Source organism: Celerinatantimonas marina (assembly GCF_046054165.1).
Classification (GTDB): domain Bacteria; phylum Pseudomonadota; class Gammaproteobacteria; order Enterobacterales; family Celerinatantimonadaceae; genus Celerinatantimonas.
In genome coordinates, this window is record NZ_JBFNXK010000007.1 from 56,607 (window position 1) to 71,456 (window position 14,850).

A 14,850-nucleotide genomic window follows, 5' to 3' on the forward strand; every position below is an offset into this window, starting at 1 on the left:
GCTGTTCATCAAGCTAGCCTACTCCGAAATTGTGACAAAATCACGATTAGTTAACATACTGATTTTTATAACGCTGCTTTTGATTTTATGGGAATTAAAAAGACAATCCTATGCCGAAACATCGATTGTCATAAAAATGTCATACAATCTGAGTTATTGATTAATAAGTAAATATGTGGGACTGATTCGCAGGCTATCCAGAACCTCTGCAAAGTGATGGGGAATGTAGGTCTTTTTTAGAAAAATGCTTGAATTTGTGCGCCAGATGGCGGCTATAAAGTAAAGAGGGCTAGAACGCTTATTCTGACTCAGAGAGATTCCAAATGTTTTAACGTTTCAAGTGGGGCTGAAAAAAAGTGTCGTTAGCAGAGTTCGATAAGGGGAATAAAATTTGATTCGCAACAGCGTTTTTCCAGTCAGGAAGCTGTTTGAACAACTGTTGCATGATTTGTGGAAATGCGGCATTGAGTTGCTCCTGACATTGCCAGATTTCCTGTCCAAGCTGTGATAATTCATCGGGTTTTTTTAGTCGTTTGGCAATAAATCTTAAAGCCCGCTCAATGAATACGTCGTGTTGGTAAAACTGTAACCAGTCAAAGTCCCGCATTTTTTGGCTGATGATCTGGGCATTATCCGGAAGCTGGTGGGTCGATAGTTGTTGATACACTTGCAGACTAAATTCCGATAAGGCTTGCGGGTGCCAAGTGGTCCACTGATTGGCCAGACAGTAATCCCAAAATAAATCGAGTCCAATCGGAGCAAAACGTCTGATCTCTGGGCTAAATAGTTCGGTGAGTTGTAATTGCAGGCTATAGTGATCAATCCATTGATCCAACTTACGATGATACAGAATGCCGACTTGTAGGGAACGCGGAAAATGTTGCCATTGTCGCCCTTTAATGAAATCCCCTAACAATGCACCGCAGTAGGAGCTATGGGTTAGATTCGCTAAATAGAAATGTCCTAAATAATTCATAGCCGATAAGTAAGTTGATATCCATTAGGTTTTAGTGCGTATAAATAATAAGACCGGAATATGGGCTCATCCTAATAATAAGACGTGATATCGAAATTTATTGGTCCGCGTGCAGAACCCGATGCTCTTGATACACCGTTAGTAAGTCTGTGACAGACGTAGTGTAATTTAATTTTTCGGATAAAAAAAGCCAGCCTAAAAGGCTGGCTGAAACGAGGTATGACTTAGAAGAAAAGCGTATTCAATCGTGAATAACTTTTACAACATATCTGGTGAGATAAAGAATAGCCGTTTGCACAACAACTAGCAATCATTTTTTGAAAAAAAATTACAAATAGGGAAATTTAGAACTTAATTGTATCGATAAAATAGCTTTATATTTGCCTTATTATGTAATTTTTTTACAGTTTTGAATTTTAATAACCAAACAAATGGCTATTTTTTAATCAGTTTGTGTATGTTCTTGCCGTAAATATGAAACTATTTACGCCGCAATAACGGGAATCTTGATACCTTGGTAGGGATCATTTCATTAGAGGATTAAAGATGTTTAATGGATTTGACGGGGCCCGCTATGCGGAATCACTTGAAAATATAGGCCCTCGTCACTAGACTAGCGAGCTGTTTTTGAATGCTGGCCTAAGACAATGCGAGTCGCTGATTTTACCTTTGAATTACCGAACGAGTTAATTGCTCGTTATCCTACCGAAAAACGTCGGGATTGCCGCTTATTAAGTTTAAATGGAAATAGTGGTGCAATTGATCATCTCCAATTCCCTCAAATTACACAGCTTATTCGTCCCGGAGATTTATTGGTTTTCAATAATACCCGAGTGATTCCGGCTCGATTATATGGGCAAAAGTCTTCAGGTGGTAAAATCGAAATTCTCATTGAGCGGGTGTTGGATGAGCATCGGGTGTTGGCTCATTTAAAAGCATCGAAGCCGCCTAAAGACGGGGCTCAGTTGCGGTTTGCTGATGCGTTTGATGCCACGATGCTGCAGCGTCATGAGAGCTTATTTGAACTTCGCTTTGATGATGAACGGCATGTTCTTGAGTTGCTTGAAAGCTATGGCCATATGCCATTGCCCCCTTATATTGACCGGCCCGATGAAGATGCAGATAAAGAACGTTATCAGACCGTTTATAGTCAACACCCTGGGGCGGTGGCCGCTCCTACGGCCGGGCTACATTTTGATAATGAACTCATTGCTGAACTACAGGCGAATGGTGTGAATACGGCTTATGTCACTCTCCATGTCGGAGCCGGTACGTTTCAGCCAGTGCGGGTTGATACGGTAGAAGAACATCATATGCACAGTGAATTTGCGATTGTGCCCCAAGATGTTGTTGATCAAGTGTTGGAAACGAAAGCCCGAGGTGGACGCGTGATTGCGGTTGGCACGACATCGGTTCGTTCACTTGAGAGTGCCGCTAAAGCATGTCAAGATCAATTGATCGCACCTTTTGTCGATGAAACCGATATTTTTATCTATCCTGGCTATCAGTTTGAAGTCATTGATGCCATGATTACCAATTTCCACCTGCCAGAGTCTACACTGCTGATGTTAGTGAGTGCTTTTGCTGGTAAAGAACATATTTTGGAAGCTTATCGGCAGGCTGTGCAGCAGCAGTATCATTTCTTTAGTTATGGCGATGCAATGTTTATTACACGCCAGACAGAGCAGGACTCAGAATAATTCTTCAGTGGAATCGTGTGAATGAAGTATGAATTATTAAAGACTGACGGTAAAGCCCGTCGCGGACAACTGATTTTTGATCGGGGAACGGTTCAGACCCCTGCTTTTATGCCGGTAGGAACCTACGGGACCGTAAAAGGGATGACGCCTGAAGAAGTACAACAAACAGGTGCTGAAATTTTATTGGGTAATACTTTCCATCTTTGGCTGCGTCCCGGTCAGGCCGTCATGCGCAAGCATGGTGATTTACATGGGTTTATGAATTGGCAAGGCCCTATTTTGACGGATTCCGGTGGTTTTCAGGTCTTCAGCCTTGGGGATATTCGTAAAATCACCGAAGAGGGCGTTCATTTCAGAAATCCGGTAAGTGGAGAGAAAATTTTCCTCAGTCCTGAAAAATCGATGGAGATCCAGCATGATCTGGGTTCTGATATCGTGATGATTTTTGATGAATGTACGCCGTATCCGGCCACGGAAGCTGAAGCTGAAAAATCGATGCAAATGTCGCTACGTTGGGCGGCTCGGAGTCGTCAGCGTCATGATGAACTGAATAATAAAAGCGCCTTGTTTGGCATTATTCAGGGGAGTATTTATGAACACTTGCGCGATATATCACTGGATGGTCTCACTAAAATAGGATTTGATGGTTACGCAATCGGGGGCTTGGCCGTAGGTGAACCCAAACCGGAAATGCACCGAATGTTGGACTACATCACAGTTAAGATCCCCCAAGATAAGCCACGCTATCTGATGGGTGTTGGTAAGCCTGAAGATTTAGTGGAGGGGGTACGCCGTGGAGTCGATATGTTCGACTGTGTGATGCCGACCCGAAATGCGCGTAATGGTCATCTGTTCACTGCCGATGGGGTCGTGAAAATCCGTAATGCTCGACATCGAGAGGATACTGCTCCTTTAGAAGCCGAATGTGACTGCTATACCTGTCGGAATTATTCGCGGGCCTATTTGCATCATTTAGACAAATGTAACGAAATTCTCGGTGCACGCTTGAATACAATCCATAACCTGCGATACTACCAGCGGTTGATGGCAGGTATCCGTGATGCGATCGAACAAGGTCAGTTTGACGCGTTTGTCACTGAATTTTATACCCGTTTGGGCAGGGATGTTCCTGAACTGAACGAATCTTCTGATATTAACAATAACTAAGGATCATAGAGGACAGCACATGAGCTTTTTTATTTCTCCGGCCTATGCCGCGGGTGGATCTCCAACCGGTAGTGGTTTTGAGTTGATCATTATGATGGCCGTTTTTGCCATTATCTTTTATTTCATGATCTTCCGGCCACAGTCAAAACGTGCCAAAGAACAGCGAAATCTTCTGACATCTCTTTCCAAAGGTGACGAAGTCCTTACTTCGGGCGGTATTGTAGGTCGAATCACTAAAATCTCAGATGATAATGATTATCTGCAATTGAGCTTGGATGAAACAACCACAATTGTTATCAAAAAAGATTTCGTTTCAGCGGTATTGCCGAAGGGTACGCTGAAGTCTCTTTAATTGGTCCTGAACCAGGGGTAGCGCTTTGTTAAATAAATACCCGTGGTGGAAAACACTGATGGTGGTTGTGATTATCGCCATCGGGTTTCTCTACGCACTTCCAAATATATATGGAGATGATCCTGCCGTGCAGGTCACTGCTGGGCGAGGCCATGAGCTCTCATTAGCTCAGCTTGATGATATCCGCCAGACTCTCCAACATCAAAATATTGAAACTAAATCTGTTTCACTTTCCGGTCATCAACTCCTTGTCCGCCTTCGTCGTGACAGTGATCAGCTTAAAACACGTGATTTGTTAGCGAATCATTTAGGGGATGGCTATGTGGTTGCGTTGAATCTGGCACCGGCGACACCTGAGTGGTTGAAGCTGGTGGGTGGCGAACCTTTGAAACTGGGGCTGGATTTACGCGGTGGTGTTCACTTCTTGATGGAAGTGGATATGCCGGCGGCGATTGAAAAAGCCCATGAGCAAATGGTTGAAAGTTTCCGCAGTGATTTACGCGATCAAAACATTCGTTATGCCGGTGCTCGAATTGATGCTACGCAAGGTGTGGTGATTCGTTTCCGGGATGATAATGCTCGATCGCAAGCTCGGAGCTATTTGGAAAGTCATTACCGGAATCAGTATCAGTTTCAAGATTTGACTATTTCCGATATGCCGGTGCTTGCTGTGACCATGACTGAATCTCAGATGCAGCAAACCCGAGAATATGCATTGCAGCAAAACATTACCATTATCCGTAATCGTGTGAACGAATTAGGGGTCGCTCAACCCGTTGTGCAGCGTCAAGGTGATGATCAGATCGTGGTTGAACTGCCTGGGATTCAGGATACCGCACGCGCTAAACAAATCTTAGGGGCTACTGCGACTCTGGAATTTCGTATGGTAAATACCAATGCGGATCCACAGAGTATGGTGAATGGGCATGTTCCTCCGGGTTCTGAATTATATCAGCGGAGTAGTGGACAGCCGATTGCCTTGTATCGGCAGGTTGTGCTGACCGGGGATCATATTGTTGGTGCAACATCAGGCTTTGACCAATATAACCAACCCCAGGTGAATATTGATCTGGATGGGCAGGGTGGCAGCCGGATGGCGGCCTTTACTCGAGATAATATCGGTAAGCCGATGGCTACTTTATTTATTGAGTATAAACCGACCAATAAAAAAGATGCTGAGGGTAAAACCATCTTCCAGCGTCATAGCGAAGTGATTAATGTTGCAACGATTCAGTCACGGTTAGGACGTAGTTTCCGAATTACGGGTTTAACTAATCCTACAGAAGCACAAAACTTGGCTTTGCTGCTGCGGGCTGGGGCATTGATTGCGCCGATTCAGATTGTTGAAGAACGAACCATCGGTCCAAGTTTGGGACAGGAAAACATTAACCGTGGGATGGAAGCCATCTTTGTCGGTCTGATTGTGCTCTTAGTCTTTATGCCACTTTATTATCGTAAATTTGGTCTGGTTGCCAATTTGGCACTGGTGTGTAACGTGGTGATGATTGTTGGGATTATGTCGTTGATCCCAGGTGCCACACTGACACTGCCAGGGATGGCGGGGATCGTCTTAACCGTTGGGATGGCGGTGGATGCCAACGTGCTGATCTTCGAACGTATTCGTGAAGAGGTTAAAGAAGGGCGAACCTTGCAACAAGCCATCTACTATGGTTATAGCAATGCGCTTTCTAGTATTGCAGACTCCAACATCACGACGTTCCTGACCTCGATCATTTTGTTTGCCATTGGTACCGGGGCCGTAAAAGGATTCGCTGTAACCTTAGCAATTGGTATTTTGACCTCGATGTTCACGGCGATTATTGGTACGCGGGCACTCGTTAACCTACTTTGGGGTGGAAAAAAACGCCTCAAAAAATTATCGATTTAAGGAGGACGTGTGTTTTCATTGTTTAAGCCGAAAGGCACTATCGATTTCATGGGACACAATCGTCTTTCAATGATTGTGAGTGTCATTTTAACGTTGGCATCTATTGGGCTTTTGTTTACTAAGGGGCTCAATTTTGGGCTGGATTTTACCGGAGGAACTCTGGTTGAAGTTCAGTTTCAAAAGGATGTTGCGTTAGATGATGTCCGTCATCTGATGGGGCAGAGTGGTTTTCCTGATGCGGTGGCTCAAAACTTTGGGGCTCGTAATGATGTGTTACTGCGCCTTCGCCCAGCCGGTGAAACCAGTAATGCTGAAGTTGTCGGTGACAAAGTGATGACTGTGCTGCGAACTCTGGATCATCAGGTTCAGATGCGGCGTATTGAGTTTGTTGGTCCGAGTGTTGGGAATGATCTGGCGGAGCAAGGTGGTCTAGCCATTTTGGCCGCGCTGGGATGTATTCTTATCTACGTTGCATTTCGTTTTGAATGGCGATTTGCGGTTGGCGCCGTGTTAGCGTTGGCACATGATACGATCCTAACTCTAGGATTATTCTCTTTGTTAGGGATCCAGTTTGATTTGACCGTTGTCGCTGGATTGTTAACCCTGATTGGTTACTCATTGAACGATACCATCGTGGTTTCGGACCGTATTCGGGAAAACTTCCGGAAAATGCGTAAAGGGACCCCTAAAGAGATCATCAATGCTTCGATTACGCAGGTGTTTAGCCGGACGGTTATCACCTCGTTAACGACGGCGATGGTGTTAGTGGTCTTGTTTTTCTTAGGCGGTGGTTTGATCCACAGTTTTGCAACAGCCATGTTATTTGGGGTGGTTGTCGGGACTCACTCATCTATTTATGTGGCGAGTTCACTGGCCCTTTGGTTGGGTGTGAAAAAACAAGATTTCATGCCGAAAGTTGTTGAAAAAGAAGGGGCTGATCAGAAACCGCTGATGTAATCCAACGCAGGTTTCAAGCTCTGAAAAAAGGCGATCTATGGATCGCCTTTTTGATATGCGTTGTCGTGTGCTAGAGCTCTGCTAATAATGTGGTGAGTTCGTCCACAATCAGCTGGTGGTCATCTTCACTGCTCATGCCTGCCACTGTAATCGCTCCGACAATGCCACAATCTTGGATCGTGATTGGGAATGAACCGCCATGAGCACAATATTGGCTGGCATCAATATGGGGCTGCGTCTCAAAAACCCGACCTTTGGCTTTATTATATTCCCCCAGATAGAGCGTACTATGGCCGTAGCGTATGACCGATTGCCGCTTCATTGTGATCCACTGGCTTTGATCGGGACGAGCCCCCGCGCAGACACTTTTGAAAACAACTTGTTCAAAGGCATAGATTTCAATCGCAACCGGGCTTTGACGACTTTGGGCGGTTTCCCGTAGCCGCTGACCCAATTGCCAGGCAATATCTAGATTAAAGCGTTTAAACTGTAATTGTTGTTCCTGCTCTAGTAGCGAATTCATCAGAGCGGTGCTCATAGTTTTACCTCAATGGTTTGATTGAGTCGGCTACTTTCTCGGACCAGTTCAATGAGCTGAATGACCCGTAGTGATTCTTCTGCGGTGACCGGTAATGGGATCCCTTGATTGATCGCATCGGCCACGCCTTGATAGTAGTTCTCGTAGCCACCTTCAACTGGTTGAATGATTTGAGTGCTATCCTCGCGGGTGAGTGTTCCCCATTGGCTTTGATCGTCAATGGTCCAGCCGGGCTGCAGATAACCGGAGCCACTTTTGAGTTTGTCTTCCTGAGGATCCACGCCATTTTTAACAAATTTAGCCTGTGTTCCCAATAACTTATAGCGCATGTTATCACTACCTGGACTATATGGATTTGAATGCAGATGCACCAACAAGTCTGGGTAGTGGAAGATGATATTGAAGAAATCATCTGGATTAGAGGGATCGCGCATGGATAAACATTGCGCCGTCAGTTTTTCAGGAACTCCGAACAGTTGAACCACTTGATCGATCATATGGGGTCCTAAATCGAATAGGATCCCGGAGCCTTCGACACTGGCATCTTCTCGCCAGCGCTGTCGAACATTTGGACGATAACGGTCCATATGAGATTCGAACCATTTTAGTTCTCCCAGTTGACCCTCAGCGAGCAGTTTTTTGATCGTCAGAAAGTCACTATCCCAACGTCGGTTGTGATAGACGCTGAGTAGCTGCTGGTGTTGATTTGCGACTTCAATGAGCTGTTGCCCCTGCACCGAATTAGTTACAAATGGTTTTTCAATGATGACGTGTTTACCATTTTCTAGTGCCAATTTGGCTAAAGGGTAGTGCGCATTGTTCGGAGCGGTAATAATAACCAGCGCTGCATCGGAGTTTTTGAGCATCTCTTCGGCGGAATCGAAGCATTGAACGCTTGGGTACAGATTGGTTATTTCTTCATGCTGACGGCTGCTGATCGCGCTGAATTCAAACGCATCCAGTGATTGGATGAAAGGAATATGAAACACTTTGGCGGAATATCCAAAGCCGACAATGGCTGTTTTTATCGGTGTTGTCATGTTGAGTTCCTATATGTTAATGGTGATTAGCTCAATGTCATTATCCTGAAGATAATTCCGGCTAACCGTAGAAATTCGATGATCGGTAATGGCTATATCTACCCGACTTAGCGGATAGATTGAAAAAAAGTTCTGAGTATCAAATTTAGAACTTTCACAAACCAGAATGACCTGCTTGGCTTGTGCCATCATGGCTCTTTTTAGTGTAGCTTCTTGCTCGGAAGTAGTTGTCAACCCGCTTTCATTAATGGCACAAACACCAATAAATGCTTTATCTACAAAGTAGTGTTGGACCTGCATTTCGGCTTGTTGTCCGAGAATCGCTCGATGGTAGCTGTCGAATTTTCCACCGAGTAAAAAGACTTCCTGAGAGGGCAATGCGGCCTGCAGAATGTCTGGTGAGTTGGTGACTATTTTTAAATGTTTTGGAAATAAAGGTGTTGCTGCCGTCAGGGTGGTGCTGGCATCTAATAAAATATGTTCATGTTCTTTTACCAGTTTTGCGGCGGCTTGGGCTAACTGTTGTTTTAATGCTGTAACAGGTTTCTCGGCATATCCCTGACTTTGAGTTGAGAGTTGATTATAAATAGCCCCACCACGAACCCTCATCACATGAGGTTTTTGCGAGAGTTTGACTAAATCCCGGCGTGCCGAGTCATAAGAGATCCCGTAGCGATCACAGATCTCGGCTAGTGTTATTTTATGCTGGCTCTGGATAGATTTTTCCAGTTCTAATAAGCGTTCTTCTTGCGTCATACTTAAAATCACGTAAGTGTTTATAAGTATGATTAGCCATTTTTTAAGTAATTGCAATTAAAAAGATGCAAAATACGACATCTTGGAATGGAATAGGGAATGAATATAGGTGAACGCAAAGGCGTTCACGCTGATATTTTTATGCTCTCAGATAGGTTATCAGATGATGTATAGATTTTTATTTGGGCGTGGTGGTTGAGTCCTGCTCTTCAAAAAGATCCTGAGCTCGTTTTTTCGCTTGCTCTTGTTCTTCCGGCGTGAGCATTGATGCCGAAATGCGTTTAAAGTGGGGACCGATGATGTTTTGTAAGCGGCAGAAAAGTGGTGATTTTTGCATCAGTTCTGCTTTTAGGAAGCGAATGCAACCATAGCAGGTTTTATTCTTCACTCTATATTGTTTAGGTTTGATCCCGTGGATAAAACCTAGTCCATACATGCCCCAAATCAGGGGATCACGAATGAAATGAAACCACCAGTGGCGTTGGTAGCAACGTTGCATTAGGCTCAATGTGCAGTTGCGACAAGACCCCATCGGATGTCCGTTTGTCATTTTATTCTCCCTATCAATAAGTGTATTTTTTATCATACCCCTTCCGTAACAAATAGATACTTTCTTGAGAAATAGAAAAAGAGCAGGGGAATTTAAGGAAAACTGTTGATGCGGGAGCATATGAAAAGAGCGCTGAAACGACACGATATCTTAAGAGATGGATGGTTATTCGCTCTGAACGGTGATAGAGCCGCGATCACTGGATGCGCTACATCCAAAAAGTGTTTATATTGAATGGCAGCATCTGAGCTTGCTCTATTTAACATGAGGTGTCGTTTGTGGAGAATGTCCCCCGGCACAACCGTTGATTTGCCTAAATTAAGCTCAAAGGGCTGCAAAATTAATCATGAAAGGCCAACAGACTCTAAATCCATGAATCATCAATATACCGACCTTATCCAGATTTTTAATGACACATTTTATGCTGATTATCGAACGCGTTTGGAATTAGGCGGCGATGAACCCATCTACTTACCCGCAGATGAGACGCACTCTGATCACCGCATTATTTTTGCCCGGGGCTATTACGCATCTGCTTTACATGAAATTGCCCACTGGTTGGTCGCGGGACCAGAAAGGCGCTTACGAGAAGATTTTGGCTATTGGTATGAACCGGATGGGCGTACGGCAGCCGTACAGGCTCAATTTGAAAACGTAGAAGTGCGTCCTCAAGCTTACGAATGGATTTTAGCCGTTAGTGCAGGATTTCCGTTTAATGTCAGTTGTGACAATTTGAATGGTGATTTTGAGCCTAATCGATTGGACTTCATGCAGCGAGTGCAGCATGAAGTCATGCAGATTTTAGCGCAAGGGTTACCGCCTCGGGTTGCTCTATTATCTCAAGCTTTATGCCAGTTTTATCACACACCACCGTTGTCAGTTGAACAATTTGTAGCGGCCTAGTTGTCTTTGCAGAAGTCGCTTAACGCGCAAGAGATGATGATTTTTTTGAAAAAATGATGGGATATCATCGATTAATTTATCGCGATGGCTGGTCGTGATGCGTTGTTAGCTTATGAGCAATACGGGTATTGTTTTATCAGCGACAAACGTGTGAATAATAACCTGCAAAATTTGGGGTTGTTGCCAAGTGTAACGCAGACTAATCTTTTAACATTCAACCAACAATAAGGGTTATCAAATGAAAGTTATCGCTTATGGAGCAAGTACAAGTTCTACCTCTATTAACAAAGCCTTGGCAACTTATGCCGCTAATCTTATTCCAGGCGCTGATGTGACCGTATTAGATATCAATGATTATCCAGTCCCGATGTTTAGTGAAGACAAAGAGAAAGAAATTGGCCAACCTGAGCAGGCCAAGGCATTTCTTGATGCGATTGCCGGTGCGGATGCTCTGGTTATTTCTTTTGCCGAACATAATGGGCATTATCCAGCGGCCTATAAGAATCTATTTGATTGGTCTACACGTATTGATCAGAAAGTCTTTAAAGATATTCCGGCTGTGTATTTGGCGACATCTCCGGGCGCTGGTGGCGCGCAATCTGTTTTGGCTGCGGCTAAAGGTTCGGCACCTTTTTTTGGGGGGAATGTCAAAGCCTCGGTTTCGGTCGCTAGTTTCTACGATAATTTCGATCTGGAAAAAGGCCTGCTCACCAATGCGGCCATTGCTGACGAAATTAAAGCCGCTGTGGCAAAATTGAGCGCATGATTAAATAATTACTCACTAATTATGAATAAAAACCCTATATTATGGGTTTTTATTCTATTTAAATTCCTTCATACTTCTCATTTATCATTTTGTCTGATTGACGAAAAAACAAATCTCTTTCATAAATGTAACCTCTATACCTATAACGGATGATGCAAATAATCAGCAACTTGTTGTATTTAGGTGGAATTTTTTGGGTTACCTACCTATAAAAAAGGAGTACATGTATGTACCAAACGATCAAACGAGGATTGTTAGTTTTAGCCGCAACATTGTTTGCACTGCCCGCATTTTCTGCCAGTTATACGATTGGTACTGGAAGCCAAAGTGGAACTTACTATCCACTGGGCGGAATGTTAGCCAAAGTGTGGAGTGAAAATATTCCAGATTTTAATATGCGTGCTGAAGTGACGGCAGCCTCTGTGGAAAATACGATTAAGGTGGCCGCCGGTAAACAATTGGTGGGAATTTCACAAGGTAATGTGGTGCTACAAGCCGCCAATGGACAAAAACCGTTTCCACGTAAGATGGATGTTACGGTTTTGTTCGCACTTTATCCTAATGTGGTGCAGTTTATTGTTCCGGCTGATTCCGATATCCACTCGATTCAAGATTTAAAAGGGAAAAAAGTATCCCTCGGCGCTCCTGGTTCCGGTACCCGTGTGAGTGCCACTAATATTTTGAAAACACTCGGTATTTCGACTAATGATATTCGAGCCCAATCATTAAATTACACCGCGACGACCAATGCAATTGCGAATGGGCAGATTGATGCGGGCGTGATTGTGGGCAGCCTTGGCGTCGGGGCTATTACTGAGTTAGCATTAACTCACGATATTCGTATTTTGTCGTTTAGCTCGGATGAGTTGAAAAAAATTACAGCAGCTAATTCTTCTTATATTGAGCAAGATGTACCACAAAATAGTTATAACAAAGTTCCCGCCTTTAAAGCACCTGCAGTTTGGAACGTGCTGGTTGTGAATAAAAACCTCGATAGCAAGTTGGCCTATCAGATGACGAAAATCGCTTTTGAGCACATGGATGAGATCCGAAAAGTGATTAATGTGACTCAGTTTACGACCGTCGATAACATGAATAAGTTGAACGGTATCGCTCTCCATCCTGGATCAGAAAAATATCGTCAAGAACAACTCGCTAAATAGTTGGTGTTTTTGTAATCAAGATATGATGATCAGCCGTATTTATGATTCATACGGCTGATGACTTTTCTACGATTAAGTCAGACAGTGTATTAAAACCAGTCCTTAGGATTGGCGTCGCTGAGTCGGTTGGCCCATATTTACTGACAGAGTGCATGGAGTTTGCAATGAGTCAGAACAGTACAATAAATCGCAAGACGACTGAACTTGTGATGGTGATTGCTGCGGTTGCCGCAGTTGCTTTTTCAATTTTTCAATTATGGCAGAGTATTTCGGCTCACCTTGCTGCGCCTGTTTTTCGTCCTGTCCATTTAAGCTGGGTCTTGGTGCTGGTGTTTTTAACGCATCCGCTATTTAGACCGAGAACGAATGCGGCTGTTTATCTCACCGGCAGAGTTATTGATTTAGCCTTAATCATGATGACCTGTTGGGCTACGCTGAGAATTGCGAAGTTTGATTATGATGATATCAGCTTTTTATTAGATGGTTTGCAACCGCTCGATCAGTTAGCGGGTGGCGTGATGTTGATTGCCCTGATGGAAGCGACTCGCCGTACCGTGGGTTGGGTGATGGTCTTTATTGCTGTACTTTTTCTCAGCTATGCTGTATTTGGCGATGTACTCCCTGCCAGCGTGGCGAGTAAGGGATTCTCTTTAGAAGAAATTATCCGCTTTCACATTTTTTCAACCAATGGGGTCTACGGGGCACCGTTAGCGATTGCGGCAGGAGTTGTGTTTATTTTCGTGTTGTTTGGTGCCTTTTTGCAAGTCAGTGGTGCGGGACAGTTCTTTATCGATATGGCCTTTGCTGTCGCAGGTAAGTATCGAGGTGGGCCAGCCAAAGCAAGTGTGATCGCGTCAGCGGCTTTGGGATCCATTTCTGGGAGTGCAATTGCTAATACTGTGACCACCGGTGCGTTAACCATCCCGATGATGAAGAAACTCGGTTACAAAGCTGAGCAAGCCGCCGGGATTGAAGCGGCAGCTTCTACGGGGGGACAGATCATGCCGCCGGTGATGGGGGCGGGTGCATTTGTGATGGCGCAGTTCACTGGGATTGCGTATAGCGATATTTTATTGGTTTCTATTGCCCCTGCCATTTTGTATTTCATGTGTACCTTGCTCTATGTGCATTTAATGGCCTGTAAACTCGGTCTTGAAGGGATGAGTAAAACCGAGCAAATGCGTACTGTAATGGCTCAAGGCTGGCACTTTTTAGTTCCTCTGGTGTTGATTACGGTATTGTTACTGATGAGCTATTCACCGGTATTAGTGGGGGTTGCTGGGTGTGTCGCCATATTGGCTGCTGCGATGTTGCGTCGTTCGAGTCGAATTGGCATTAAACCGATTCTTGTTGGCATGCGTGAAGGGGCATTACTGGCCTTACCGATCTCGGTGGCTTGTGCCACGGCTGGGATTGTCGTGGGCGTCGTGGGGCAAACGGGAATTGGGCTGCAATTTACTCAATTTTTAATCGCCATGTCGGGTGGGTATTTATGGTCGGTCTTGGCGCTTGTGGCGCTTGCTGCCGTTATTTTAGGGATGGGCTTACCTGTTACAGCCGCCTATATTGTGCTGTCGATTATGGCTGTACCCGCTTTAATGAAATTTGGCGTTGGATTATTAGCCGCGCATATGGTTGTGTTCTGGTTATCGCAAACATCGAATGTGACGCCTCCCATTGCGTTAGCAGCCTTTGCAGGCGCTGGGATTGCTAATGCCTCACCGATGAAATCGGCCGTGCAAGCCTTTAAGTTGGCACAAGGCTTCTTTTTAATCCCGGCTATGATGGCATTTTCGGGGCTGATATTTATTAATAACGAGTCTATTTGGCATTTTGTGGTGTCGATCATTGCGACGGTAACGTTGTTTGTGGCGTTTGCGGGCGGCATTGAAGGCCGATTGCTGAAAGTGCTTAGCCTGCCCGAACGTTTGATTCTTTTAGTGATGGCTCTGACGGTATTATTCGCAACCGATACGATTCGTTTAATCGCGATGTTAGTGGTGATTGTATTAACCGTGATTAATGCTCGGCATCATATTCTGGGTAACAGTCAATCATCGTGAATGAGCAGATCCAATGATACAGCCCATTTTA

General features: G+C 44.5%; 14 protein-coding genes. 9 read left to right on the forward strand and 5 right to left on the reverse strand.

Going from position 1 to position 14,850, the window contains the following annotated elements; translation table 11 throughout:
* Positions 1-328: 328 nt before the first annotated feature.
* Positions 329-976 carry an acyl carrier protein phosphodiesterase gene (locus tag ABUE20_RS09375; protein ID WP_408619642.1) on the reverse strand — a complete coding sequence of 216 codons (648 nt, stop codon included), beginning with the start codon at positions 974-976 and terminating at the stop codon, positions 329-331.
* Between the two features lie 647 nt (positions 977-1,623).
* Between ABUE20_RS09375 and queA the strand changes: the two genes are divergently transcribed.
* From queA to secF, 5 genes are read left to right on the forward strand one after another with little or no spacing between them, the layout of a single operon-like run.
* Complete coding sequence (gene queA / locus ABUE20_RS09380; protein WP_408619643.1) at positions 1,624-2,676, forward strand: tRNA preQ1(34) S-adenosylmethionine ribosyltransferase-isomerase QueA; 1,053 nt, start codon at positions 1,624-1,626, stop codon at positions 2,674-2,676.
* A 21-nt stretch (positions 2,677-2,697) separates the two neighbouring features.
* The gene (tgt, locus tag ABUE20_RS09385) at positions 2,698-3,843 is read left to right on the forward strand and encodes a tRNA guanosine(34) transglycosylase Tgt (RefSeq protein WP_408619644.1); all 1,146 of its coding nucleotides are present in this window, start codon (positions 2,698-2,700) and stop codon (positions 3,841-3,843) included.
* A 19-nt stretch (positions 3,844-3,862) separates the two neighbouring features.
* Entirely contained in the window at positions 3,863-4,195 is a 333-nt protein-coding gene (gene yajC, locus ABUE20_RS09390) for a preprotein translocase subunit YajC (RefSeq protein ID WP_408619645.1), read from the forward strand.
* A gap of 25 nt (positions 4,196-4,220) precedes the next feature.
* The gene (gene secD, locus ABUE20_RS09395; protein ID WP_408619646.1) at positions 4,221-6,083 is read left to right on the forward strand and encodes a protein translocase subunit SecD; all 1,863 of its coding nucleotides are present in this window, start codon (positions 4,221-4,223) and stop codon (positions 6,081-6,083) included.
* 48 nt (positions 6,084-6,131) lie between these two features.
* Positions 6,132-7,040: a protein translocase subunit SecF gene (gene secF, locus ABUE20_RS09400; RefSeq protein ID WP_408619812.1), complete on the forward strand. Its 909-nt coding sequence runs from the start codon at positions 6,132-6,134 to the stop codon at positions 7,038-7,040.
* Between the two features lie 70 nt (positions 7,041-7,110).
* Here secF and ABUE20_RS09405 read toward each other — a convergent pair whose 3' ends face one another.
* From ABUE20_RS09405 to ABUE20_RS09420, 4 genes are all read right to left on the reverse strand, one after another.
* The gene (locus tag ABUE20_RS09405; protein ID WP_408619647.1) at positions 7,111-7,578 is read right to left on the reverse strand and encodes a heme-degrading domain-containing protein; all 468 of its coding nucleotides are present in this window, start codon (positions 7,576-7,578) and stop codon (positions 7,111-7,113) included.
* A complete protein-coding gene (locus ABUE20_RS09410; protein WP_408619648.1) occupies positions 7,575-8,618 on the reverse strand; it encodes an oxidoreductase in 1,044 nt (347 codons plus the stop codon). The genes ABUE20_RS09405 and ABUE20_RS09410 overlap by 4 nt, the downstream gene beginning before the upstream one ends.
* A 9-nt stretch (positions 8,619-8,627) precedes the next feature.
* A complete protein-coding gene (locus ABUE20_RS09415) occupies positions 8,628-9,374 on the reverse strand; it encodes a DeoR/GlpR family DNA-binding transcription regulator (protein WP_408619649.1) in 747 nt (248 codons plus the stop codon).
* Positions 9,375-9,552: 178 nt separating this feature from the next.
* Positions 9,553-9,924 (reverse strand): nitroreductase, encoded by a 372-nt coding sequence (locus tag ABUE20_RS09420; RefSeq protein WP_408619650.1) that lies wholly within the window; start codon positions 9,922-9,924, stop codon positions 9,553-9,555.
* A gap of 372 nt (positions 9,925-10,296) precedes the next feature.
* Between ABUE20_RS09420 and ABUE20_RS09425 the strand changes: the two genes are divergently transcribed.
* The 4 genes from ABUE20_RS09425 (at position 10,297) to ABUE20_RS09440 (ending at position 14,819) form a co-directional block, all read left to right on the forward strand.
* Entirely contained in the window at positions 10,297-10,827 is a 531-nt protein-coding gene (locus tag ABUE20_RS09425; protein ID WP_408619651.1) for an elongation factor P hydroxylase, read from the forward strand.
* A 238-nt stretch (positions 10,828-11,065) separates the two neighbouring features.
* The gene (locus ABUE20_RS09430; protein ID WP_408619653.1) at positions 11,066-11,593 is read left to right on the forward strand and encodes an NADPH-dependent FMN reductase; all 528 of its coding nucleotides are present in this window, start codon (positions 11,066-11,068) and stop codon (positions 11,591-11,593) included.
* Positions 11,594-11,820: 227 nt separating this feature from the next.
* Complete coding sequence (locus tag ABUE20_RS09435; protein ID WP_408619655.1) at positions 11,821-12,756, forward strand: TAXI family TRAP transporter solute-binding subunit; 936 nt, start codon at positions 11,821-11,823, stop codon at positions 12,754-12,756.
* Positions 12,757-12,920: 164 nt separating this feature from the next.
* Positions 12,921-14,819 carry a TRAP transporter permease gene (locus ABUE20_RS09440; RefSeq protein ID WP_408619657.1) on the forward strand — a complete coding sequence of 633 codons (1,899 nt, stop codon included), beginning with the start codon at positions 12,921-12,923 and terminating at the stop codon, positions 14,817-14,819.
* The last annotated feature ends 31 nt before the right edge of the window (positions 14,820-14,850 follow it).